The following is a 22,998-nucleotide window of genomic DNA, read 5'->3' as shown; positions in this document are numbered from 1 at the left end:
ATGTGATAATGACTATAACTTTACGATTGTACAAGTCAGGAGAGATATTAATGTCAACAGCCAACCAAGCTACAATTCAGGAAGCAGCAGATTATATCCGTGCCAAGAGCGGAATACGTCCAGAGATTGGTCTTATTCTGGGATCAGGTCTCGGTATTCTGGCCGATTTAATTCAGGATGGAATTAGTATTCCTTATCAGGATATTCCCCATTTTCCTGTATCGACGGTAGAAGGTCACGAGGGAGAATTACTGTTAGGCACGATTGAAGGTCGCGCTGTCGTCATGATGAAAGGGCGCTTTCATATGTATGAGGGATATGGCCCGCAGCTGACGGCTTTCCCAGTTCGGGTGATGAAGCAATTGGGGATTCAAAGTCTGCTGGTGACGAATGCAGCAGGTGGTGTAAACACTTCCTACGAAGCAGGCGATCTGATGGTCATCTCGGATCATCTTAATCTGACAGGACAAAATCCATTGATCGGACCGAACGATGCTGGTCTAGGCGTTCGTTTTCCAGACATGTCGGAGGCGTACAGCCGCCGCTTGCGTGAAATTGCCAAGCAAACGGCTAACCAACAGGGCTTCAGTCTGCAAGAAGGTGTATATGCTGGATTGCTGGGGCCTAACTATGAAACGCCTGCTGAAATCGTTATGCTGCGTACACTGGGTGCAGATGCGGTGGGTATGTCGACCGTATCTGAGGTTATTGTAGCCCGTCATGCAGGTATTGAGGTATTGGGCTTCTCCTGTATCACGAATATGGCCGCAGGCATTCTGGATCAGCCTTTGTCCCATGGTGAAGTGATGGAGACAGCAGAGAAAGTACGTGAGCAATTTTTAAAACTTGTGCTAGCGATTATTCCACAAATGTAGATTGGGGATCATGTTCAACCGAAGCGGTGGACATATATCCCAAGAACCCCATATCCGATCGCCTTTTGATGGCGTGGATATGGGGTTCTTTTTTACATCAACGGTTGAGCTGAGTATGATCTCCTAATGAAGAGGTGGTGTGCTCAATGCAGTTGAATTCGCTTTTTCTGCTACAGCCAGTTTATGTCGTTCTTGCACCTTGATCACAATAACCATAAAAATGATCCAGTAAATGGCTAGCGAGTTCAGGAAACGGCTGTCCGTTATATTGTTCAATACGATAAATAGGAAAAAAACCACTGCCGTCAGCCATGTATACATATCTGCTTTGCCAATTCTGAATTTAAATAAAGTTGTTATGGCGAGTGTAATTGTTGCCAGTAGTCCTGTAAGGCCCACATCGATCCACAGATCACGGAAACCGCTATGGCTGCTTGTCAGATCAAATCGGATGCCGTTCGCATAGATACTGGGTCGGGCTGCCCAGTAGGAGCCGTAACCATGTCCGAACCAGTAATGGCTCTGAATAGCACCACCAATCCCCTGCCAGATTTCCGTTCTTCCAGTTAAGGTCGTTGTTTTTCCGAATTCCGACGCAATCGCATCTCCATAAGTAAAGGTCAGTACCAAACCCAAAAGAACGAGCAAGCAGGAACAGCTAATGAAGAAACCGCGCAACGCAATGCTTCGGATTCTCTTGAATAGCAGTATAAACAATATAAATACGAAGAGCGAAGATGTCAGTACCAAAGAGGTGGTAGATTGGCACTCGATGAGCAATAGGGCATTGAGTAAGATAAAGCCAATATGCAAAACTTTACGTTTACCCCTGAAAAAATAAATGACATGTGAAACAAAACTTAACAGAGAGAGAGTTCCAAGTGTATTTTTATGACCAGAGATGCCCTTCCATAGCCCAGTATGTTCTACTCCACCATGAATGGCAAAGGAGGGAACGAGCAAAACGGCGAGTAGATTGAGTATGCTCAAAATACTTAACGTAACGACTAAGAGGCGAATGCAGCCCTGAGTTGTATAATGGGTGACCAAATAGAGCCCAAAGGTAGAGAAGGCAAGGAATTTGAGAACCATCAGCAAGGAAGAGGTCTGTTCTTGTTCAGCCCATAAGCAGGAGGCAGCGATGTACAGCGTGAGTAGAGTCAGTAACGGATTGTCGGCTAAGGTTGCGATCAATGACTTGAGTGAAGGTAGTAGCATGGTATAGCTGAACAACAGGATAAGCACGGAAATCGTGATAACTCTGGGGGACAAACCCTGACAAGCATAAGGAATCGAAAAAGCCAGTAAACCAGCTACTGTAAGTACATGTTTCACGATTTCACCACCTGGATACATTATGTATCTATAATATACAAAACGTATCTTCTTGTACAATAATAATAAAATATTTATTTTCATTTTTCTCAAGCCTAGAGCAAGCCCTCTTGTGCATATACTCAGTCCATGCTAAGAAAATGAAGAATTCTTCGGCTTGGTCAAAAAAGGAACTTTTTACGTTTTTAAACATGGGGGTGTTCGGGTGGCGGATCATTTTACAGACCGTTTGAAGTTGAATTTGAGTGGTACGGGCAAAGAGTTAACGCCGCAGCAATTAAATGAAAATTTTAAAACCATTGAAAAAGAATTCATTGAACGAAGTGTAAACGTAAGCTGGTTTGGAGCTGCTGGTGATGGTATTCAGGATGACACGGCAGCTTTACAGGAATTGATTAATAAGACCCCCGATTATTCCATTCTTCACATCCCCAGTGGACGATACAAAATAACCTCTACCTTACAGATTCGCAAGCAGGGTGTGCGCATTTTTGGCATTCATAAGGGCAGATACCGACAAGGCAAAGGTGTTACGTCGATTGAATATTATGGTACGGGTCCTTGTTTTCAAATTGGAGATGAAAGTCTACCATCGTTTAGCGGATATCAAAATGTGCAGTTTCATGACTTATCGATCCGGTACGAGGGGGCTGACATAGGCACATTAAATAATCCGTTTTCGCAGTCAGTGAAGCGTGGATATTATGGCAAAGGTACTTTGGGTATTCAGGATTGGAAGGGTGGCGGAGTTGTCCTGGATAACGTCCTAATTGAGCATTTTGAAACGGCTTTTTGGGGCTATGAAAGTGATGTGAATTTATTTAAATGCACGGAGATTAATTACAATAAAACAGGGATTCACTTGCAGAACAGAAGTTCACAGTTTACTAGCATAGCGCTTTTTACATTGGGGAACGATACGGCATTGGATCTGAATAGCTCCAATGGGGCCAGATTTTTGGCTAGCCAGCACATTAAGGATGGAAGCTCCAATGATATTCCCATTCTAATTAATGATTTTATGAACGCTGAATTTATAGGTTGCTGGTTTGAGGGACTAAGCAGAGAGCATAAGATGACAGTGCCTTCTTTTATTCAAATTGGTGCTACCAAAGAAACAAAAAATGTGGCCTTGCGTGACTCCATTTTAGCGATAGCGGACAAATTCGATGACACCCAATCCGTATGTAACTATTTTGTGGATGTGGTCATTGGCAAAAAAGTTTTGGTGGACGAGGTGGGAGGGTATCCCCGTAATCTAAAGCAGCTTATTTCTTTCTCTGGTAGCTCTTCCACACAGCAGGTGACACTTCGCTCACATTTGGATTTTAGCTATAGCAATAATCGTTATGGCGAGAATAATGGGACAGGGCAGGCTTTGCTGCTTGTCGAGAAATACTCAAACAACGGGATTGAGCATTTGGACGAAACCTTTGTTAAAGCCTACCTGGGAGCAAGGCAAAATCTTCCCGCAGGTAGCTGGCAGAAGGTGAAGTTTAATCAAATCAACCATGATGAGCTGATCGAATTCGATGCGGTGAATAGCCGATGGCGAGCCAAGCGAGCTGGGAAATACAGAATACAAGTCTACATTTCGACCGATCCTCAAGTGGATGGCAATCGTACACGGCTTGCACTTCATCTGAATGATGAGCAGCTTGCCGGGAGTTCCGCCTATGCGTATCTCGATGATAGGGTAATTGGCGGACTGAACTATAGTGCATTGAGTGGAGCTATGGAACTTAGATTGGAAGCGAATTCTTTTATTGATATACGGGTGTTCAGTCAAAATACGATGGATATTCTACCCGGTGGAGGAATCACATATCTCACTATAAGCCGAATTTAAACAATTATTTCACAGACGATAGATGTTCTGTCATTTATATATTGGAATATGCGCACCATGCTGACTCAGCTTGGTGCTATTTGATGTTTTTATTCATATGGAATATTTTTCTTTCATTCTGACGACAATGGTTAGCAGCACGCGAATAGGCCGGAGAGTTAAGTAAATGGGCTCCGGTGCTTTACGCCAATATGTTGAGGAGGGAACCGATTGTGAAGAAAAAAGTGGTGGCGTTCATCCTGGCTTGCCTGGTAGCCATGACTGTTGTCCCTGTCGGCGGTTGGGCCGAAGAAAGCAGACCTGAAAGCAAAACCAAAGAGGGATCAGCGGCTGAGCTGGCTCCCGAGGCTCTCTCGGCGATCCTGATGGATGCAGATACGGGGACAGTCATCTATGAAAAAAACAGTCGTGAAAAGCTTCCTCCAGCGAGCATCACCAAGATTATGACGATGTTGCTGACAATGGAGGCTATTCAAGATGGCAAGCTCAAGCTGACCGATAAAGTTCGGGCCAGCGAATATGCGTCTTCAATGGGAGGCTCGCAAATTTTCTTGGAGCCCGGTGAAGAAATGACGGTCGATGAGATGCTGAAGGGAATTGCAATGGCTTCCGGCAACGACGCCTCTGTGGCGATGGCTGAGAAAATTGCAGGATCTGAACAGGCTTTTGTCGAGATGATGAATGCGAAGGTGCAGCAGCTCGGGCTCAAGGATACGCATTTTGCCAATTGCAACGGTTTACCCGTAGAGAATCACTATTCTTCTGCGCATGATATTGCGGTTATGAGCCGAGAGTTGTTGAAATACCCGCAAATTACGAAATATACGGGAGCCTATCAGGACTATTTGCGCAAATCCTCAGTCAAACCCTTTTGGCTGGTGAATACGAATAAGCTTGTCCGTTTCTATACTGGAGCAGACGGGCTGAAAACAGGCTATACGGCAGAAGCAAAGTTCTGTCTTTCCGCTACTGCGAAGCGTGATGGCTTGCGTGTCGTAGCTGTGGTGCTCGGGGAGCCAAATACGAAGATACGCAACAATGAAGTATCTTCCATGTTCGACTATGCATTTTCTCAATATACAATGAAATCCATATACAAGCCGGGTGAATTGCTGGGCAGCGTAAAAGTTGAAAAAGGCGTATTGCCAGAGCTGAAAATTCAGGCTGACCGTTCTTACAGTGTACTGGTGAAAAAAGGTGGCAACAAACAAACGTTGCGTCATGAATTGCAACTGGCCCCAAGCCTCAAAGCTCCTGTCCGGGCTGGTGACCCAATCGGTAAGCTGGTCGTCTATCAGGATGGACAACGGCTTAAGGAGTTTAATATCACTTCGCCTGTGGCTATCGAAAAGGCCGGATGGTGGAAATTGTTTAAACGTACCATGTCGAACCTATTTTCTTTGTAGATTTTACGGGGTTTTCTTCTAGTTTTGTCGGAGGGCAGGAATCGTCTGCGGCTACGTAGAAATCCTTGTCCAAGACCGGGAGGAGAGTGAGTAAGCATGAACCTGCAAATTGAAATGGAGCATCACCGGGGGGTACTGATTGTAAGGCTGTCTGGGGAGCTTGATCACCATACGTCGGACATGGTCCGTATGCAAATGGACGAGGCGATTCAGCGCCGGCAATGCGAGCATATTGTGCTCAGCCTGAAGAATCTTCAGTTTATGGATAGCTCTGGCCTTGGCGTTATCTTGGGACGGTACAAACTGATCAAGCAAAAGGGCGGAAAAATGGCAGTCTGTGATGTCAATCCGCCAGTACACCGACTGCTGGATATGTCAGGGCTGTTCAAAATCATGCCCATATATGACAATGAGGGAAATGCGCTCACGGAACTGGAGGTTGTGTCATGAGAGAAGGCACGGGAAACAATTTCATGAGCTTGCAGTTTGCTGCCAAATCGGAGAATGAAGCATTTGCTCGTGTGGCTGTCGCGGCCTTTATTTCCAGGCTTGATCCCACAATGGATGAGCTGAGCGATTTGAAAACCGTGGTGTCTGAAGCGGTGACAAACAGTATTATTCACGGTTATGACAGCGATCCGTCAGGTGTCGTAACGATCAAAGTTGGGATTGAAGCGGACGTGATCACGTTGGTTGTTGAGGACGCAGGGCGAGGAATTGAGGATATAGAGCTAGCCAAGCAACCTCTATATACGTCCAAACCTGAATTGGAACGCTCCGGCATGGGCTTTACGATTATGGAAAATTTCATGGATGAGTTTGAAGCAGTCAGTGAGCCGGGCGGAGGCACGTCGGTCCGGATGAAGAAAAGGATTGAATCCAAGAAAGCTTTATATAATTAGGAGTTGATCCTATGGAAGCAGGAGGAAAAAAAACTTCGCACAGCTATTTGGAGGATGCGGAAGTCAAGCGGCTTATTGCACTGAGTCAATCTGGTGATAATGAGGCTCGTGAGACACTGGTCAATAGTAATATCCGGCTCGTCTGGTCTGTCGTGCAGCGCTTTATGAACCGGGGGTATGAACCTGACGATCTTTTTCAAATTGGTTGCATCGGCTTGTTAAAATCGGTGGATAAATTCGATCTCAGCTACGAAGTCAAATTTTCAACATATGCAGTACCGATGATTATCGGTGAGATTCAACGGTTTCTGCGTGATGACGGTACACTCAAGGTTAGCCGTTCCTTGAAGGAAACGGCCAATAAGGTCCGCAAAATGAAGGACGAGCTATCCAAACGACTCAACCGCCTGCCTACAGTCAAGGAAGTTGCTGATGAGCTGGGAGTGACACCGGAGGATGTTGTTTTTGCGCAGGAGGCCAATAAGCCGCCTACTTCAATTCACGAAACGGTGTTCGAAAATGACGGTGATCCGATTACACTTATGGATCAGATTGCTGACGAATCACAGGAAAGATGGTTCGACAAGCTGGCACTCAATGAGGCCATTGGCGGACTATCTGAGCGGGAGCGGTTGATTGTGTACCTGCGCTACTACCGGGATCAGACTCAATCAGAGGTTGCGAGTCGGCTTGGTATTTCTCAGGTGCAGGTATCACGGCTGGAAAAAAAGATTTTACAACTGATCCGCGATCAGATTGCCCAATAATAACAGTCAGGATCTTAGTGACATCCTTATGCTTACGTATTACTAAAGGGTATTCCAAAGCCATTTTAATGGCAAGGGGTACTCTTTTTTGCGTGGGATAAAAGACAATACACAGAATAGGTTTCCTTGCTTCGTTCCATACTAATCGATAATTACGAGGATAAGGAGGGGATCGGATGACTCATAGTCCGGCTCCTACAGTAGCTCCTATTGTCTACTTGCGGCTCCGCAGCCGTGTCCGCATGATACAAGGGCAGGATTTACATTTGGGTGATGTAGCCCAACTGCTGACTAATCCTGAATGGGAAAAGGATTTGCTTGAGCTTGTTCTCAAGCGGCCGCAGCACCAGGACGGTAATCTGATACTGATAGACATGCTGCAGATTATAGCAAAAATTAGAGATCATATTCCGGGGGTCGTAGTTGAATCTCTCGGGAAGCCGCATGTACTTGTGGAACTTGTGGAGAAACCCCGTAAGCCGTCCAAAATACTGTTTGTTTTGGTATGGGTGCTTCTGTTTTTTGGCTCTGCGCTGACAATTATGAATTTTCATGCCGACGTTAGCATGATGGAGGTACAGGTTCGGATTGTGGAGATGATTACGGGACATAAGGATGAGCATCCGTACCTGTTTCAAATTGCTTACTCGATCGGCATCGGCTTTGGCATGATCGTTTTTTTTAATCACTTGTTCAAGAAAAATTGGAACGAGGAGCCGACGCCGCTGGAGGTGGAAATGTATCTGTATCAGGAAAATGTGGATCAGTATGTTGTGGCAGAGGAATATGAAAAGATGGCCCTTCTGCAGACAAAGGATAAGAAACCATGATATTTGTACAGGCTGCACTTCAGATTATTTTAGGTATTGCTGGGGGCCTTGCGGTGGGTAGCGGTGTAATTGCTTTTTTTATTGTGCTGGATATCATGCCGCGATTAGCACAACTTACCCGTACGTATAAAAAATCACGTGCATACGAAAAGGCAATGATTGTAGGCTCAGTACTGGGAACTGTGGTCGATTTTTGGAACATTTGCTTGCCACTACCGGGCATATTTACATGGATACCTGGGTTATTTTGCGGAGTGTTTATTGGCTTGCTCGCCGCGGCTCTAACGGAGGTATTGAATCTCCTGCCTATACTCGCCAAGCGACTCCACATGACCGTGTATATGCTCGGTCTGTTGATGGCAATGGTGCTTGGCAAGGTGACAGGTTCCTTATTTGACTGGTTTGTATACAACCGTTAACAACGAAAGCGAAGGGGGCAAGGAATATGGATCACAGAGCGGATCAAGAGCATCAGGAGCAGCATCAAGAAGACGGGGGAATTGGAAAGGAAAACCATACCGGCGGAGAAGAGTTGAGTCCATGGCAGAAAAAGCAGGCGCAGGAATCAGCACGTTTTAAACACAAAAAAGAGAGTGAGCGGTCTGATAACGTAGAGGAGTCCGTTCGCTACTGGCAGGCCGAAGATGATATATCGCCGAGGATGAAGGATAATAAGAATACACTTGAAACAGTATTAGGTTTGGGGGAGACCTTTGATGTAGTATTCAGGGAAATGACACTGGGTGGGCGTCATACCGGATATCTGTTCCTAAATTCCTTTGCGAAGGATCAGATCATGCTTGAAGTGCTAAAGCGGCTCACCTATCTGACGCCGGATGATCTCTCTTCGGATGGACTACAAGCGTATTTTGAAAATTTTATTCCACATATTCAGGTGGAGAAGACGGATAAGATGTCTGTGGTCATTAACAAGGTGCTGACGGGACTGAGTGCCTTTTTCATGGAAGGCGAGCGTTTTTCCCTTATTCTGGATACTCGTAATTACCCGGTGCGTAATCCGGAGGAACCTTCTTTGGAGCGGGTTGTGCGCGGTGCTCGCGACGGGTTTACTGAAACAATGCTTACCAATGTAGGTCTGGTGCGCCGGCGTTTGCGGGACCCAGGGCTTAAATTTGAGGCTATGCAGGTCGGACGTCGAACCCGAACAGACGTATGTTTGGGTTACATTGACGATATTGTGGATAAGGTGATGGTGGATACTGTACGAGACAAAATTAAAAATGTTAATTTGGATGGTATTCCGCTGGCCGACAAGCAATTAGAGGAGACTATTATCAATAAAGGTTGGAATCCATATCCATTAGTACGATATTCGGAGCGACCAGATGTCGTGGCATCGCATATCATGGAAGGAAGGCTCGTTATTTTCGTCGATACCTCACCCAGCGTGATGATTTTGCCTACCACTTTTTTTGACTTGTGTCAGCATGCAGAAGAGAATCGGCAAACCGCTTTTATGGGAAGTTATTTGCGCTGGGTACGTTTTATAGGTATATTCGCCTCGATGTTTCTGCTTCCGATGTGGCTGCTAATGGTCATCAATCCCGAATTAAAACCGGCGTTTCTTGATTTTATTGGTCCTCAAAAGGAAGCACATCTTCCGCTGATTGCCCAGTTTATCATTGTAGAACTAGGGGTCGATCTTATGCGAATGGCGGCTGTGCATACTCCGACACCACTGGCTTCCGCTATGGGCTTGATCGCAGCGATTCTGGTCGGTGATATAGCGGTTAAGACGGGACTTTTCGTGAATGAGGTCGTGCTGTATATGGCTGTCGCTGCCATAGGAATGTTCGCAACACCGAGCTATGAGCTGGGGTTGGCGAATAGACTGATTCGACTATTCCTGCTGGTTGCTGTTGCAATTTTTCACGTACCGGGCTTTGTCGTGGGTACGACACTGATCATTTTGATGCTGACGCTGCATCGGTCATATAATTCTTCGTATTTGTGGCCGTTCATTCCTTTTAATGCCAAAGCGTTAGCTTCCATCTTGTTCCGTATGCCTGTACTAGATGCGCCTAACCGCCCGTCATCTAACAAAACGAGGGACAATACGCGTATGCCCCATACGGATGCCGACACAGATTCGAACTCAGGCAATGGACAGGAGCATTAATATAAATGATCTGCATAAAAATCCATTGTTCTTGATGTTTTTTTTGCTATACTGGTGTAAACATTCGATGGAATATGACTAGCTTGTTCCAGAAAGAGAGGCGCCAGAACATGTATTTGCATGGAAGCAGTAAAATTAACAGCAATGGACATTTGGAGATCGGCGGTTGTGATACAACGCTTTTGAAAGAGCGTTTTGGCACGCCGCTATATATTGTTGACGAACAGTTAGTCCGCCGGCGCTGCCGGGAATTCATAGAAGCTTTTCGTGAAACCGGATTGAAGTTTCAAGTTGCTTATGCAAGCAAAGCGTTTTGTGTTATGGCGATGTGTGCTTTAGCTGCTGAAGAAGGAATGTCGCTTGACGTAGTTTCCAGTGGAGAATTGTTTACTGCGCTACAAGCAGGGTTCCCGGCAGAGCGAATCCATTTTCACGGCAATAACAAAACACCGGAAGAAATTGAAATGGCGTTAGATGCGCAAATTGGCTGCTTCGTCGTTGATAGCGAAATGGAGTTGCATTTGTTGCAGGCCCTTGCCTCCGAGAAAGAACAGCAGGTGAATATCTTACTGCGTGTTACACCAGGGGTTGAGGCGCATACGCATGAATATATGGCCACAGGTCAAGAAGATTCGAAATTTGGCTTTGACATTGGGAATGGTACAGCACGCCAAGCAGTGGAACAGGCTATCGAGCTGAACCATCTTAACCTGTTAGGGGTGCATTCTCATATCGGTTCGCAAATTTTCGAAGTGAATGGCTTTCAAATGGCTGCTGAACGGGTTGCAGCTTTTTCCAGAGAAATTAAAGAACAGCTTCAGTTTTCTTTCAAAGTGATTAATCTGGGTGGGGGATTTGGCATTCGCTACACAGAGGAGGACACACCGCTGAAAGTATCCACCTATGTGCAGGCTATCGGCGAAGCGGTGAAAACCTATTTTTCAGGACTTTACGATGAACTTCCAGAAATTTGGATTGAGCCGGGACGCAGTATTGTAGGCGATTCAGGCACGACCTTATATACGATAGGAAGCATCAAGGATATTCCGCAGGTACGTAAATATGTCTCGGTAGATGGCGGGATGACAGATAATCCACGTCCTGCACTGTATCAGGCCAAGTATGAAGCGATGCTGGCTAATCGAGCGCAGGATACGAACGAAGAGACGGTGTCCATTGCGGGCAAATGCTGCGAAAGCGGCGATATGCTTATTTGGGATGTAGAACTACCTCGTATAAATAGCGGCGACTTGCTCGCTGTTGCCTCAACCGGAGCCTACAATTACTCGATGGCGAGTAATTATAACCGAATACGTCGACCAGCAGTTGTATTTGTCAACAACGGTGAGGCCGAGTTGGTGGTGCGTCGGGAAACCTACGAGGATATCGTACGCAACGATGTTGTGCCACAGCGCTTGATTCGTGATCAAGCCAGTCCGGCGGTTCAGCCTAACGCCAAGATTACGGTTTCGTCCTGATTTTAGCATTGTAAGATCAAGCAGGCCATTGAGTCGGTAATAATACACCGGGGACAATGGCCCTTTTTTTTGGACAAGACTTTGCTAAGCGCGGCAATTCATAGTAAACTGGAACTTGATGTTATTTAGTTCTCAAAACAGGTTGAAAAGGAGATACAAACAATGAAAAAAGGTAGAATAGATCTTGAAAACGGCGGTATCGTCGAAATTGACTTTTTCCCAGAAGAAGCTCCAAACACCGTTGCTAACTTTGAAAAGCTGGCAAACAGCGGTTATTACAACGGTTTGAGCTTCCACCGTGTCATTCCGGGCTTTGTGGCTCAAGGTGGTTGTCCAATCGGTAACGGTACAGGCGGTCCTGGTTACACGATTGACTGTGAAACAGCTACGAATACAACAAAGCATGCCAAAGGCGTTCTGTCCATGGCTCATGCAGGTCGCAACACAGGTGGCAGCCAATTCTTTATCTGCTACGCTCCACAACCACATTTAGATGGAGTACATACTGTATTTGGTAAAGTAACCAAAGGTATGGAATTCATTGATGCTGTAAAACAAGGCGACAAAATGAAAGAGGTTAAAGTATTTGACGTGTAATTTTACCGTTAATTACATGATCTTTTTTAAATAGCGTTGCACCTAAGCCGTTCTGTCTTTGGACAGGGCGGCTTTTGTTGTCTTTTGTTTGACGGTTTATTGATTTTCGCAATCACGTAGGCATTACAGTGCGTAAGATCACATTCGAAAAGTAAGTGTTGTGATAGCCTTCTCATAAGAATGCATTTTCCATTTATTTTATATGAGTATTCAAACTCAGTAAGGATTGGAAAAGAAGGGGGCTTATCACATTGTCTATTTTAACGCGCACAAATCGACTCGGATTTTTTGAAATCCGGCTGGAATCCATTGGTGGACTCGGCGCTAATCTGGCTGGCAAAATGTTGGCCGAAACCGGGGTGCTTGGTTTGGGGCTGAATGCTTCAAATTTTTCGTCCTACGGTTCGGAAAAAAAGGGAACTCCGGTTAAAAGCTTCGTCCGCTTCTGTGAGCCGGAGGTCGATATTCGGGATCACAGTCCGATTGAGCAACCGCATGTGGTAGGCATTTTCCATGAAACGTTATACAAAACGGTAAATGTAATCAGCGGACTGCCAGCGGATGGGATTGTAGTGGTTAATTCCACACGTCCAGCAGAAGAAATACGGGCTGATTTGGGACTGGTATCCGGTACATTAGCGGTGGTGGATGCGATGGGCATCGCACTGGAAGAGCGAACCAAACTAAATACGTCCATGCTCGGTGCCTTGTTCCGTGTCTGTGATTTCCTGGACCCGGAAGCGATGAGATCGGTTATACGCAGTACCTTTGAAAAGAAAAATCCACTGTTAGTGGAACCTAATCTGCGTACGTTTAACCGTGGTTATGATGAAATGGAACTGCACGTATATCCGGTTACTGATGACGCAGAGGATCGGGTTTTTGAACGTCCGCAGCCATTGCTGGGATACGAAACCCAACTACTGGGGGGCGTTATTGCAACTCAGGGAAACAGCATGACGAGAGATGTTAGTGGTTCACGTCAGGGATATGTGCCTGAATATGAAGCTGATAAATGTACCCATTGTGCCAAGTGTGATTCGATTTGCCCGGATTACTGTTTTGTATGGGAAGAGCAAGCAGACAAACGCGGAAGAATGATGCCATTTTTGCAAGGAATTGATTACCAGTATTGCAAAGGATGTCTGAAATGTGTAGATATTTGCCCGTCGGGGGCATTAAGCTCGCGTCGCGAACAATGGGGATGGGCGGAACAGAATCGAGTTGCCCACCAATTTCCGGCATATGAAGGAGGGCGTGCGTAATGGCAAAACTGGAGGAAGAACTCAAACAGACAGGCGCCGCGCAAGTGACAACGTTCGAATCCGGTAATGAAATGGCAGCTACGGCGGCTGCGCAGATTAATTATCATATGATGGGATATTTCCCGATTACTCCATCTACCGAGGTAGCGCAATATCTGGATCAGATGAGAACGAGAGGTCAGCATAATATTAAGCTGGTTGCAGCAGACGGAGAACACGGATCGGCAGGGATTTGTTATGGAGCTGCCGCAGCGGGAGCGAGGGTTGTGAACGCCACTAGTTCGCAAGGTTTCCTGTACATGCTGGAGCAGTTACCTGTTCAGTCAGGTACCCGTTTTCCAATGGTTATGAATCTGGTGACACGAGCTGTTAGTGGTCCCCTGGATATTCGCGGGGATCATTCGGACCTGTACTATGGTTTGAATACAGGCTGGGTCATTTTGACGGCAAGTACACCACAGGCTGTGTATGATATGAACATCATGGCACTAAAAATCGCAGAGCATAGCGATGTTCGGCTGCCTGTAATGGTCGCATATGACGGTTTTTATACGTCCCATCAAAAACGTAAAGTGCAATATTTTGCCGATGCTGAGACCGTGCGCGGTTTTGTAGGTCCTAACCCGAACTTGAATTATCCGAATATTACGGATTTTGATCATCCTGTTACCGTGGGTGCGCATATGAACGGTGATGACCTGACGAATAATCATGTTCAGCTATCCGAAGCACTGAAGCTGTCAGAAGGAGTATATGAGCAGGTAGCAGCAGAATATGCCGCTTTATCCGGTCGGGAATACCCGATTTTGGATCTGTATCATATGGAGGATGCTGAGGTCGCGGTATTCCTGTTGAATTCGGCGGCTGAATCAGCCAAGGATGTGGCGGATCAACTCCGCGCGCGCGGGATTAAAGCTGGTGTGATACGTCCGAATATCATCCGACCGTTCCCAGCCGCACAACTGCGGGAAGCATTACGCGATGTCAAGGCGCTGCTGGTAGGTGAACGTGCAGATTCGTATGGGGCAGACGGCGGTAATTTAACGCATGAAATTAAAGCGGCCTTGCAGGAGGACCCGCTGAACCGGACACTCGTGTTGAGTCGTATATTTGGCTTGGGCGGCAAGGATTTTTATGCGGAAGATGCAGAGGCGTTCTTCCAGCTTGCGATTGAGGCGGCAGAGGCCGGACGAGCCGAGAAGCCCTTTGATTATTACGGAATTAATCCGGGTTCACCGGACAAGGTGATGCCGCAAGTTATGCAACCGCCACGTGGCAATGCATACCGTACGGGTCTGATTCAGGTTACGCCGGACGAGGCGACCGGGAAGCTCAAAGTCAAGGTACCACCCCTGCGGTCGTTGACAACCAAACCACGCCGTCTTACACCAGGTCACGGGGCTTGCCCAGGATGTGGGGCATTGTCTGCGCTGGAACTGTTTTTCAAAGGTATTGAAGGGGATATTGTCGTGTTGTTCCAGACAGGCTGCGTATATGTGACGACGACAGGGTATCCATATACATCACACAAACAACCGATGATCCACAATCTTTTTCAAAACGGGGCCGCTACACTTTCGGGAGCGCTGGAAGCTTATATGGAAATGAAGCGCCGCAATGAAATTGAGATGTCGGACGATCCGACCTTTATCATGATCAGTGGTGACGGTGGGATGGATATTGGTATGGGTTCTGCGATTGGTGCGGCTCTGCGTAATCATAAGCTGATCATGTTGGAATATGATAACGAAGGGTACATGAATACAGGTTCACAGCAATCGTACTCCACTCCGCTCGGTCACATGACCAGTACGTCGGGTGTAGGGAAAATGCAAAAAGGAAAGCAAGGGCATCACAAGGATACCGTGCAAATCATGGCTGCTTGTAACATTCCGTATGCTTTTACAGCAGCTGAAAGTCATCCGCAGGATATGCTGCGTAAAGCAGCCAAAGCTCAATGGTATGCGAACAACGTGGGTACGGCCTATGGTAAGATCCTGTGCGCCTGCCCGCTGAATTGGAAATCCGAAGACAGACTGGGCACCAGCATTGTGGGCGCCGCAGTCGAGTCCTGTTTCTTTCCTTTGTACGAAATAGAGCAAGGCAGTACGACGATTACGTATAATCCGGAAGACAAGGGAAAACGGATTCCAGCTGCAGAATGGTTGAAATTAATGGGTAAAACGAAGCATCTTCTCAAGGAAGAGGCTACGCTGGCTACCTTTGAGCAGGAGATTGAGCGTCGCTGGACTACCCTGAAAAAGAAACATGAAATTTCAGAGCTATAATTCTGTTTTTTGCATAATCATCGATTAGCATTGTTAGCCGCTGTTACTGTAGTGGTTCGATCAAGATTCTTTGCGCTTATTGCGCAAAGAATCTTTTTTGTCGTTTATGGGTTCAAGCATAAAAAAACAGGTAATGATTTCCGATATAGGAGTGGAGGCCTATAAGAGGCACGTTAAAAAGTTTTCTTCTGAATTTTAAGATGCAATGAGGTGCAGGTAATGATTAAGCTGAATACAGTTGAAATAATCGAAATTATAAAGAAGCAGATCCCTAAGGTTATGAACATCAAGCCAGTAGAACTAAAATTTACGGACGATTTTGGACGGGCATCGCTGGCAGCGACAGAACACAAATTCACGCTGACGAACCAGCACTATTCTGCCAAGGTGATGGATTGCGTGTTAGAAACACAGGTACGCCCCATTTTAATGTGTGAAATTATTTATTTTCTGAAATGCGAGTTTATTGACGGACATGTTGATGTGCGACTGGATTATGAGGCATGTTCTGAGGAAGGGCGGGGACCTGTTGCTTCAGCCGTAATTACCTTTGATCATGCAACAGAGTTGGGAGTCGAGGAACTGGCCGATCTGATTGACTTGGCGCTTCATATGAATGATAAAACCTGGTTTGAAGAACTCTCCAGCCAATATGTCAAAACCAAAGCAGGCGCTTCTATTAGATAACTTGCTTTTTTTAGAAGTCGGTGCTAATATACGTAACAAGTTTAATGTTAATTCAATTAAATAAGAGCAAGATCCTTCGGGGCGGGGCGAAATTCCCCACCGGCGGTGATGACATGTTTGTGGATCGTTTTTGTGAGAAACAGCATGGCTTAGTCCGTGACCCGGATGCTGAATGATCGGCAGAAGGTGGACCTGGTGCAAATCCGGGACCGACAGTATAGTCTGGATGGGAGAAGGATACGAAGCGCATGTGCATGACGTGACATGTGCCGATTTTTAGCATACCCAATTGTGCGTACGGCTTATTTCGTTGTAGGACAGCATCGGGCGATAGCTTGCTTAAGCTTTCTTTTTGATGGGTGTTCTGAGCGTATTTGGTTGTATCCTCAGTCATGCTTTCTATTGGCAAACCTATGATTTCATGTCGTCTTAAGATGCATATGAACTGCGCTTGTATACTACAAATGTGACTCTCATCACCCCCATGACGGATTGAATCCGAACTGGGGTTTTTTTGCGCTTATAGCTGATGAATTAGGGATAAACTGAAATGTAGTGGAAAGGAGTGAAGACATGTTTACCGGATTAGTTGAGGAAGTGGGTCGCATTCAAACTATTTCCAAAAGCGGTGAAGCGATGGTGCTGGGGATTTCGGGTTCCGTGGTGTTGGGCGATTTGAAAATAGGAGACAGTGTCTCGGTTAATGGCGTTTGCCTGACGGCGATACGGATTGGTTCGAAAGACTTTAAGGTTGATGTGATGCCGGAAACCTTTCGTAGCACTAATCTGAAAGAGTTGAGATCCGGCAGCCGAGTCAATCTGGAGCGAGCGATGACGGCGAGTGGAAGGTTCGGAGGACACATCGTGCAAGGACATGTGGACGGGACGGGAACGATTCGAGGGGTGACATCAGACCAGAATGCAGTTGTGTTCGAAGTTGAGCCTAAAAATCAAACATTATTTAAATATATTCTACTCAAAGGGTCAATCACAATTGATGGTATCAGCCTCACAGTCGCACAGCGTACGGGAGATACCTTTGCCGTATCTATTATTCCCCACACTTTATCCGAAACGGCCTTACAAGCCAAACGTGAGGGGGATACCGTCAATATCGAATGTGATATTTTGGGCAAATATGTAGAACAGCTTTTAAATTACAGAGGTGCAGCGGAGGCGGAGAGAGTAGAAGAAGCTCCTCTCAGTTTGGACTATTTGGCGAAACACGGCTTTGCCTGATATTGAATGGTAAGCCTGTTTAGGAGCATTCGTGGCACAAGACATAAGGAGGAAAGTGTTATGGATAGAGGTAGCCAAACAAGTGCAATGGCGAACGTCATAGAGCATGGCGAGTTGGAACATGACGAAGAGATTCGTTTGGATTCCATCGAAGAAGCGTTGGAGGATTTAAAAAACGGTAAAGTCGTTATTGTAGTGGATGATGAACAGCGCGAAAATGAAGGCGATTTTATCGCTTTGGCTGAAAAAGCGTCGCCTGAGGTCATTAATTTCATGATTACAGAAGGTCGCGGGTTGGTCTGTGTGCCAATCACACGACAAAGAGCCGAAGCTTTGGAATTGCATCCTATGGTAGAGCAAAATACAGATTTCCACGGTACTGCCTTTACGGTATCGGTAGATCATATGGAGACAACAACGGGTATTTCAGCGGCCGAGCGCTCCTTGACTGTACGCGCCTTGGCAGACGAAGCAGTCACAGGAAGTGATTTCCGCAAGCCTGGTCACATGTTCCCGCTGATTGCTCGCGATGGTGGTGTCTTGCAGCGTGCTGGTCACACTGAAGCGGCTGTTGATCTGGCCCGACTCAGTGGCTTCAAGCCTGCTGGGGTCATTTGCGAAATTATAAAGGAAGATGGCTCAATGGCCCGCCTGCCTGATCTGGCAGTGGTCGCCAAGCGACATCAATTGAAGCTGATCAGTATTCAGCATTTGGTGGACTACCGTCGTCGTTTGTCATTGTAAAAATACATCTCAGTTCCAAGTAAATCTGAAGTATTATCCGAAGTCCCTAAATAATTAAACTATGAGAGGTTGATTAAACATGGCACGTTTTCTAGAAGGTAATCTCGTATCGAACGGTTTAAAATATGGTATTGTGGTGGGCAGATTTAATGAGTTTATTACGAGCAAGCTGTTAAGCGGCGCAATTGACGCCCTTCAACGACATGGTGCGCAGGAAGATGAAATTGATGTAGCCTGGGTTCCGGGTGCATTTGAAATTTCACTGATTGCACAAAAAATGGCTGCAAGCGCCAAATATGATGCCGTAATTACGCTGGGTACGGTCATCCGTGGTTCTACTTCACATTATGATATCGTCTGCAATGAAGTGGCCAAGGGTGTGGCAGCAAGCAGCCTGAAAACGGGAGTGCCTGTTATTTTTGGGGTAGTGACGACAGAAAACATTGAACAGGCTATTGAACGAGCAGGTACGAAGGCTGGTAATAAAGGTTGGGATTCTGCATTGGCTGCGATTGAAATGGCCAATCTCGGCAAGCAATTTTAATTATAGGAATAGCTGAATAGAACGGTATAAACTGCAAGGTGAAAAGGGATTGGATTGTTAAGCAAGGCGATGACGTATATACTACAGAAAGAGGGATTGATAACGTAGAGCATAAGTGCTATAGGGAAAGGTATTGTTGAATGATGATTGGAGTAAGGCAGGGGGAAGCACATTGACAGTCGTAAACTACAAGCTGGAAACATTCGAGGGTCCGCTGGATCTACTGTTGCATCTGATTGATAAAGCCGAGATCGACATTCAGGATATCCCGATTAGCGATATTACTGATCAGTATATGGCTTTTTTGCACAGTATGCAGGAGCTGGAACTGGACATTACGAGCGAGTTTCTGGTGATGGCGGCGACGCTCTTATCTATTAAGAGTAAATTGTTGCTTCCCAAGCCACCTGTGATGGAATATGACGATTTGGATTTTTATGAGGAAGAGGATTATGATCCACGTGAGGAACTGGTCCGCAAGCTGGTGGAGTATCGTAAATATAAAGGGATTGCTCGCCATCTAAGTGAACGTGAGTGGGAGCGGAGTCTAATTTATGGCAAGGAGCCAGAAGATCTAAGCGCATTCCTGCCCACTGAACCCGCAAATCCGGTGCATGGGCTGCATGCAAGCGATTTGGTCGCGGCCTTTCAGCGTGCTTTGCGCAAAGCAGAACGACGTACGACGGTAACCCGTGTTCATCGAGACGAAATTTCAGTCAAGGACCGTATCCGACAAGTTATCGGGGCGTTAGAGATGCTGGGGAACGGAGGACGGCTGCTGTTCTCCAAGCTGATGCATGAGGATATGTATCGGCATGAGGTGGTTGTGACCTTTTTGGCTATCCTTGAACTGATGAAAATGAAACAAATTTTCTGTTATCAGGAGAAGCTTTTCGATGATATTGTAATGGAGTGGAGAGGGGATTTACGGGTTAATGGATTATCTGAAGCTGAAATCAATTATTGAGGGACTGCTGTTTCTCGCAGGAGAGGAAGGGTTGTCCACCAAGCAGATCGCCGACATTGTAGAGCAGCAGCAAGAACTGGTTGAACAGTGCTTGGAAGATATGAAGCAGGACATGGAGCAGGGGGGAAGGGGCTTGCAACTTGTCCGTATTGCCGGTCATTATCAGCTTGCAACTTTATCCGAACATGCACCTTACTTTGAAAAGCTCGCATACTCTCCGGCACGTGCCTCACTGTCTCAAGCTGCTTTGGAGACGCTGGCCATTGTTGCCTACCGCCAGCCCATTACAAGAGTTGAAATCGAAGAGATTCGGGGTGTCAAATCCGAGCGGGCCATACATACACTGGTCAACAAGGAGCTCATTGAAGAGAAAGGTCGAGCTGAAGCCATCGGACGGCCAATATTGTACGGAACGACGAAATCATTTTTGGATTATTTCGGTCTGGGCTCTTTGGCAGATCTACCGCAACCGGAGTTGTTCGAGGATTCGGACAATTTGGAGGAAGAGACTCAATTATTGTTCGAGCGTCTGGAGAGCAGCCAGCCTGCGGCCCACGATTTGGATCTTGAATCCCAATAAAGTTGCTTCGGATCTTGCGGCTTACTTATTTAAAGCTCAAACAGACAGCCAGTCCTCACATAGTTGGGGGCTGGCTGTTGGTATTTTAAGATGCATGATTTTCCGGCGAACGGTCATACTATTTTTGCCATGATATCTATAGCAAAAAGGTAGGGAGGACTCGCCAGTGTGGAAATGGATCAGTATCGCCATCATCGTCGTTATATTATTTGTGCTGGCTATTCTGCTCTCTCGTATTCGATTGAAGCTGGATATTGCCAAACATGACAATGATGATCGGGCGCATCTAGAGATCAGATTTCTATACGGGATGATTAAAATGAATTACGATATTCCGGCCATTCTCATAACAGGTTTAAAAAAAGGGCTTCTCTATCGGCTTGACCGCAATAAAAACATACATAAAACGGATGCTTCCGTGGATAGCGGAAATATTGATACAGAAAAAATAAAGCAATTTATACATGATATACGGGTTTTGCTCAAGGGAACGAAATCCTTACATCGATGGTTGCGACATACCTTGGCGCATGTGACGTTGTCCAAAATGGAATGGTCTACCAATATAAGTCTTGCTGATGCGGCTTATACAGCTACCTCAACCGGTATTTTATGGGGATTGAAAACGACCTTGATCGGTTTTGCTACCAGCTTTGTACGTGTGGACTGTATCCCGAAGCTGTTTGTCGTGCCCTATTGGGTGGATCGCTTGCGTTTTACTACCACCTTGACCTGTGAAGCAAATATGTCGCTCGGTTATTTAATTTTCTCCATGCTCACGTTAGCTTATCGTATATGGCGCGTTCCGGGTGGACCGGAGGCGTGGAAACGGGTTTTTTCCAAAAAAACTGAGGATCCTCAAGCTACCAGTGAAAGTTAAACAGTGGAGTGAGGTGAGACTCAATCCTTTCTGAACTATCGAATGACATACATATTTCCTTGAACCCCTGCGCACAATAGCGAAAGAAAAGGCAGTCTACGCTTGAGATAAGCAGAGGAGGAATAAATCATGTCAGATCACCCGATTCAAGGGCTCATGCAAACCGCAATGGAAAACATCAAAGCCATGGTAGATGTGAATACGATTGTAGGAGACGCAGTGGAAACACCCGATGGTTCCGTTATTTTGCCAATCAGTAAGGTAGGATTTGGTTTCGCTGCCGGAGGAAGTGATTTTAACGTAGACGAAGAGGCACTTCATACTTCCTCGGCGTCGGGTAATCATAGCGGGAAGGAAGGGCATCCTTTTGGAGGCGGTAGCGGTGGTGGTGTATCTATTCATCCCATTGCTTTTCTGGTTGTTGGCAAACAGGGGGCACAAATCGTTCCATTGGACAATCAAACGCATCTGATTGAGAAGCTCATTGACTCCACGCCATACCTGATTGATAAGGTTCAGTCTATCTTCCAGAACGCAGGCGGCAACTTGCAGACTCCACCCCCACAGGTACCTGTAGATGTTGCTACGGATCACAGTAATTCTGGCCCGGCTTACTTGTAAAAGTTATTGAAATTAAAAGCGTTCTCTCAGGAAGGTATCCCAAAGCCGAGTATAGGCTAAGGAATACCTTCTTTTCTGCTTGTACTTGGCCCTATCCCCGAATATACTGCCTTCCCCCAATGACAGCATGTATATGGTGACTGTATTCCTGTTGATACAAAGTATGCAGCGAGATTTCATTTTTTCGATTTCCTTCGGCAGCAAACTGGGATAGGTAGATGAAGTCCGGATAGATCACTTCATCCGTCAAATAAGCAGATACCGTGGCTTCCGGTCGACGATGTTGATTCAGGGAATCGATAATACCCTTCGCCGGCAAGATGCCAATCCCATGTCCATAAAACAAGTCTTCCTTCAGCTTAACGACATTTTCTCCTTTCCATTCCAATGTTTCAGACGACACATCCGGATTGTTGAAATACAGAATATCGCCGGGAGCCGCTTTATGACTTCCTTCCTGCTGTATGAGCCTGAGGTCGCTGTCATAGTGCCAGTCATACAGCAGCATATCTGCAAAAATCCGATTAAACTCACTTTCCAAAATGGAATCCAGCACTCCTTTGTACAGCACAATAACCATAGCTGTTGCACATTCAAAAGCGTATTGATGACCGTTTAAAAAGATATCTCTGATCCCCTGTGCTGGTGTGACACCTGCTTTGATCTGAAAGCCACCTTTTTTCGTTAAATCCCAAAATTGCTGGTTGCAACGTGCGGTAGAAAATGTGGCAAAGGATACACCACTACGGTGTAATGCTTCTGCGGACTCTACAATCCGCGATCTTAAAATCATTTCAAACTGTAGTCGCTGCATGTTATAACCCCTCGATCCATATTTAACGTTTAGTAACTAATATATATGTATTCAGGGAGGGATGTTGCTTAGTTTGTGTAGAAAGAAAGCGAAAAAGGAGCAGCTAATGGCTGTCCTGTAAAGGAATTTTCTGTTATAAAGGTGGACATACTTTGAACAGCTTGGACATAGAATGGTACAAGACTTGCTC

The 22,998-nt window shown here is 46.0% G+C and carries 23 protein-coding genes and 1 riboswitch; of the genes, 21 read left to right on the top strand and 2 right to left on the bottom strand.

Annotation, left to right across the window (positions count from 1 at the left end; genetic code table 11):
* Nucleotides 1–50: 50 nt before the first annotated feature.
* Nucleotides 51–875 (top strand): purine-nucleoside phosphorylase, encoded by an 825-nt coding sequence (locus JOE49_RS20945; protein WP_013310786.1) that lies wholly within the window; start codon nucleotides 51–53, stop codon nucleotides 873–875.
* 123 nt (nucleotides 876–998) lie between these two features.
* On the opposite strand, the gene JOE49_RS20940 is transcribed toward JOE49_RS20945, so the two are convergent.
* The gene (locus JOE49_RS20940; RefSeq protein ID WP_028540613.1) at nucleotides 999–2,210 is read right to left on the bottom strand and encodes an O-antigen ligase family protein; all 1,212 of its coding nucleotides are present in this window, start codon (nucleotides 2,208–2,210) and stop codon (nucleotides 999–1,001) included.
* 205 nt (nucleotides 2,211–2,415) lie between these two features.
* Between JOE49_RS20940 and JOE49_RS20935 the strand changes: the two genes are divergently transcribed.
* From JOE49_RS20935 to ytfJ, 20 genes are all read left to right on the top strand, one after another.
* Nucleotides 2,416–4,059, top strand: a complete 1,644-nt coding sequence (locus tag JOE49_RS20935) for a glycosyl hydrolase family 28-related protein (RefSeq protein ID WP_209942721.1) — start codon at nucleotides 2,416–2,418, stop codon at nucleotides 4,057–4,059.
* A gap of 212 nt (nucleotides 4,060–4,271) precedes the next feature.
* Complete coding sequence (locus JOE49_RS20930) at nucleotides 4,272–5,465, top strand: D-alanyl-D-alanine carboxypeptidase family protein (RefSeq protein ID WP_209942720.1); 1,194 nt, start codon at nucleotides 4,272–4,274, stop codon at nucleotides 5,463–5,465.
* Between the two features lie 96 nt (nucleotides 5,466–5,561).
* Nucleotides 5,562–5,915, top strand: coding sequence for an anti-sigma F factor antagonist (gene spoIIAA, locus JOE49_RS20925; RefSeq protein ID WP_013310782.1), 354 nt, complete (start codon nucleotides 5,562–5,564; stop codon nucleotides 5,913–5,915).
* Nucleotides 5,912–6,367: an anti-sigma F factor gene (gene spoIIAB, locus JOE49_RS20920; RefSeq protein WP_023989214.1), complete on the top strand. Its 456-nt coding sequence runs from the start codon at nucleotides 5,912–5,914 to the stop codon at nucleotides 6,365–6,367. The genes spoIIAA and spoIIAB overlap by 4 nt, the downstream gene beginning before the upstream one ends.
* A gap of 11 nt (nucleotides 6,368–6,378) precedes the next feature.
* A complete protein-coding gene (gene sigF, locus JOE49_RS20915) occupies nucleotides 6,379–7,134 on the top strand; it encodes an RNA polymerase sporulation sigma factor SigF (RefSeq protein WP_023989213.1) in 756 nt (251 codons plus the stop codon).
* Nucleotides 7,135–7,310: 176 nt separating this feature from the next.
* The gene (locus JOE49_RS20910) at nucleotides 7,311–7,964 is read left to right on the top strand and encodes a stage V sporulation protein AA (protein WP_053325683.1); all 654 of its coding nucleotides are present in this window, start codon (nucleotides 7,311–7,313) and stop codon (nucleotides 7,962–7,964) included.
* Nucleotides 7,961–8,383, top strand: a complete 423-nt coding sequence (locus JOE49_RS20905; protein ID WP_023989211.1) for a stage V sporulation protein AB — start codon at nucleotides 7,961–7,963, stop codon at nucleotides 8,381–8,383. The genes JOE49_RS20910 and JOE49_RS20905 overlap by 4 nt, the downstream gene beginning before the upstream one ends.
* A 26-nt stretch (nucleotides 8,384–8,409) precedes the next feature.
* The gene (locus tag JOE49_RS20900) at nucleotides 8,410–10,104 is read left to right on the top strand and encodes a spore germination protein (protein WP_028540616.1); all 1,695 of its coding nucleotides are present in this window, start codon (nucleotides 8,410–8,412) and stop codon (nucleotides 10,102–10,104) included.
* A 110-nt stretch (nucleotides 10,105–10,214) separates the two neighbouring features.
* Nucleotides 10,215–11,582 carry a diaminopimelate decarboxylase gene (lysA, locus tag JOE49_RS20895; protein WP_209942718.1) on the top strand — a complete coding sequence of 456 codons (1,368 nt, stop codon included), beginning with the start codon at nucleotides 10,215–10,217 and terminating at the stop codon, nucleotides 11,580–11,582.
* 162 nt (nucleotides 11,583–11,744) lie between these two features.
* On the top strand, nucleotides 11,745–12,179 hold the full coding sequence (locus JOE49_RS20890; protein ID WP_013310775.1) for a peptidylprolyl isomerase: 435 nt from the start codon (nucleotides 11,745–11,747) through the stop codon (nucleotides 12,177–12,179).
* A gap of 251 nt (nucleotides 12,180–12,430) precedes the next feature.
* The gene (locus tag JOE49_RS20885; protein WP_023989209.1) at nucleotides 12,431–13,444 is read left to right on the top strand and encodes a 2-oxoacid:acceptor oxidoreductase family protein; all 1,014 of its coding nucleotides are present in this window, start codon (nucleotides 12,431–12,433) and stop codon (nucleotides 13,442–13,444) included.
* The gene (locus tag JOE49_RS20880) at nucleotides 13,444–15,732 is read left to right on the top strand and encodes a thiamine pyrophosphate-dependent enzyme (protein WP_028540618.1); all 2,289 of its coding nucleotides are present in this window, start codon (nucleotides 13,444–13,446) and stop codon (nucleotides 15,730–15,732) included. Before JOE49_RS20885 ends, JOE49_RS20880 begins: the two co-directional genes overlap by 1 nt.
* 219 nt (nucleotides 15,733–15,951) lie before the next feature.
* Nucleotides 15,952–16,419, top strand: a complete 468-nt coding sequence (locus JOE49_RS20875; RefSeq protein WP_013310772.1) for an IDEAL domain-containing protein — start codon at nucleotides 15,952–15,954, stop codon at nucleotides 16,417–16,419.
* 68 nt (nucleotides 16,420–16,487) lie between these two features.
* Nucleotides 16,488–16,661: riboswitch (FMN riboswitch) on the top strand.
* A gap of 331 nt (nucleotides 16,662–16,992) precedes the next feature.
* Nucleotides 16,993–17,658 carry a riboflavin synthase gene (gene ribE / locus JOE49_RS20870; RefSeq protein WP_053325682.1) on the top strand — a complete coding sequence of 222 codons (666 nt, stop codon included), beginning with the start codon at nucleotides 16,993–16,995 and terminating at the stop codon, nucleotides 17,656–17,658.
* A gap of 60 nt (nucleotides 17,659–17,718) precedes the next feature.
* A complete protein-coding gene (gene ribB, locus JOE49_RS20865; protein ID WP_029517303.1) occupies nucleotides 17,719–18,402 on the top strand; it encodes a 3,4-dihydroxy-2-butanone-4-phosphate synthase in 684 nt (227 codons plus the stop codon).
* 79 nt (nucleotides 18,403–18,481) lie between these two features.
* Nucleotides 18,482–18,946, top strand: coding sequence for a 6,7-dimethyl-8-ribityllumazine synthase (gene ribH / locus JOE49_RS20860; protein WP_209942716.1), 465 nt, complete (start codon nucleotides 18,482–18,484; stop codon nucleotides 18,944–18,946).
* A gap of 172 nt (nucleotides 18,947–19,118) precedes the next feature.
* Complete coding sequence (locus JOE49_RS20855) at nucleotides 19,119–19,913, top strand: segregation and condensation protein A (protein ID WP_034095057.1); 795 nt, start codon at nucleotides 19,119–19,121, stop codon at nucleotides 19,911–19,913.
* Nucleotides 19,882–20,493 (top strand): SMC-Scp complex subunit ScpB, encoded by a 612-nt coding sequence (gene scpB / locus JOE49_RS20850; protein ID WP_160790625.1) that lies wholly within the window; start codon nucleotides 19,882–19,884, stop codon nucleotides 20,491–20,493. Before JOE49_RS20855 ends, scpB begins: the two co-directional genes overlap by 32 nt.
* Nucleotides 20,494–20,659: 166 nt before the next feature.
* Entirely contained in the window at nucleotides 20,660–21,373 is a 714-nt protein-coding gene (locus JOE49_RS20845) for a DUF2953 domain-containing protein (RefSeq protein ID WP_209942714.1), read from the top strand.
* A gap of 129 nt (nucleotides 21,374–21,502) precedes the next feature.
* A complete protein-coding gene (ytfJ, locus tag JOE49_RS20840; protein ID WP_023989202.1) occupies nucleotides 21,503–21,994 on the top strand; it encodes a GerW family sporulation protein in 492 nt (163 codons plus the stop codon).
* Nucleotides 21,995–22,085: 91 nt separating this feature from the next.
* Here the strand turns inward: ytfJ and JOE49_RS20835 are convergent, their stop codons facing one another.
* Nucleotides 22,086–22,808, bottom strand: a complete 723-nt coding sequence (locus tag JOE49_RS20835) for a protein-glutamine gamma-glutamyltransferase (protein WP_209942712.1) — start codon at nucleotides 22,806–22,808, stop codon at nucleotides 22,086–22,088.
* Between the last annotated feature and the right edge of the window lie 190 nt (nucleotides 22,809–22,998).

The sequence above is a fragment of the Paenibacillus sp. PvR133 genome (assembly GCF_017833155.1).
GTDB classification, from domain to species: Bacteria; Bacillota; Bacilli; order Paenibacillales; family Paenibacillaceae; genus Paenibacillus; species Paenibacillus polymyxa_B.
The sequence above is the reverse complement of the archived record's forward strand: the minus strand, read 5'-3'. Positions and strand labels throughout refer to the sequence as shown.

What these genes read in the sequence shown, in the direction of transcription:
- scpB (WP_160790625.1), top strand. Translation starts at nt 19,882, where the DNA reads ATGGATTATCTGAAGCTGAAATCAATTATTGAGGGACTGCTGTTTCTC.
- JOE49_RS20875 (WP_013310772.1), top strand. Translation starts at nt 15,952, where the DNA reads ATGATTAAGCTGAATACAGTTGAAATAATCGAAATTATAAAGAAGCAG.
- JOE49_RS20910 (WP_053325683.1), top strand. Translation starts at nt 7,311, where the DNA reads ATGACTCATAGTCCGGCTCCTACAGTAGCTCCTATTGTCTACTTGCGG.
- JOE49_RS20900 (WP_028540616.1), top strand. Translation starts at nt 8,410, where the DNA reads ATGGATCACAGAGCGGATCAAGAGCATCAGGAGCAGCATCAAGAAGAC.
- lysA (WP_209942718.1), top strand. Translation starts at nt 10,215, where the DNA reads ATGTATTTGCATGGAAGCAGTAAAATTAACAGCAATGGACATTTGGAG.
- ribB (WP_029517303.1), top strand. Translation starts at nt 17,719, where the DNA reads ATGGATAGAGGTAGCCAAACAAGTGCAATGGCGAACGTCATAGAGCAT.
- JOE49_RS20905 (WP_023989211.1), top strand. Translation starts at nt 7,961, where the DNA reads ATGATATTTGTACAGGCTGCACTTCAGATTATTTTAGGTATTGCTGGG.
- sigF (WP_023989213.1), top strand. Translation starts at nt 6,379, where the DNA reads ATGGAAGCAGGAGGAAAAAAAACTTCGCACAGCTATTTGGAGGATGCG.
- spoIIAB (WP_023989214.1), top strand. Translation starts at nt 5,912, where the DNA reads ATGAGAGAAGGCACGGGAAACAATTTCATGAGCTTGCAGTTTGCTGCC.
- ribH (WP_209942716.1), top strand. Translation starts at nt 18,482, where the DNA reads ATGGCACGTTTTCTAGAAGGTAATCTCGTATCGAACGGTTTAAAATAT.
- spoIIAA (WP_013310782.1), top strand. Translation starts at nt 5,562, where the DNA reads ATGAACCTGCAAATTGAAATGGAGCATCACCGGGGGGTACTGATTGTA.
- JOE49_RS20880 (WP_028540618.1), top strand. Translation starts at nt 13,444, where the DNA reads ATGGCAAAACTGGAGGAAGAACTCAAACAGACAGGCGCCGCGCAAGTG.
- ribE (WP_053325682.1), top strand. Translation starts at nt 16,993, where the DNA reads ATGTTTACCGGATTAGTTGAGGAAGTGGGTCGCATTCAAACTATTTCC.
- ytfJ (WP_023989202.1), top strand. Translation starts at nt 21,503, where the DNA reads ATGTCAGATCACCCGATTCAAGGGCTCATGCAAACCGCAATGGAAAAC.
- JOE49_RS20945 (WP_013310786.1), top strand. Translation starts at nt 51, where the DNA reads ATGTCAACAGCCAACCAAGCTACAATTCAGGAAGCAGCAGATTATATC.
- JOE49_RS20890 (WP_013310775.1), top strand. Translation starts at nt 11,745, where the DNA reads ATGAAAAAAGGTAGAATAGATCTTGAAAACGGCGGTATCGTCGAAATT.
- JOE49_RS20835 (WP_209942712.1), bottom strand. Translation starts at nt 22,808, where the DNA reads ATGCAGCGACTACAGTTTGAAATGATTTTAAGATCGCGGATTGTAGAG.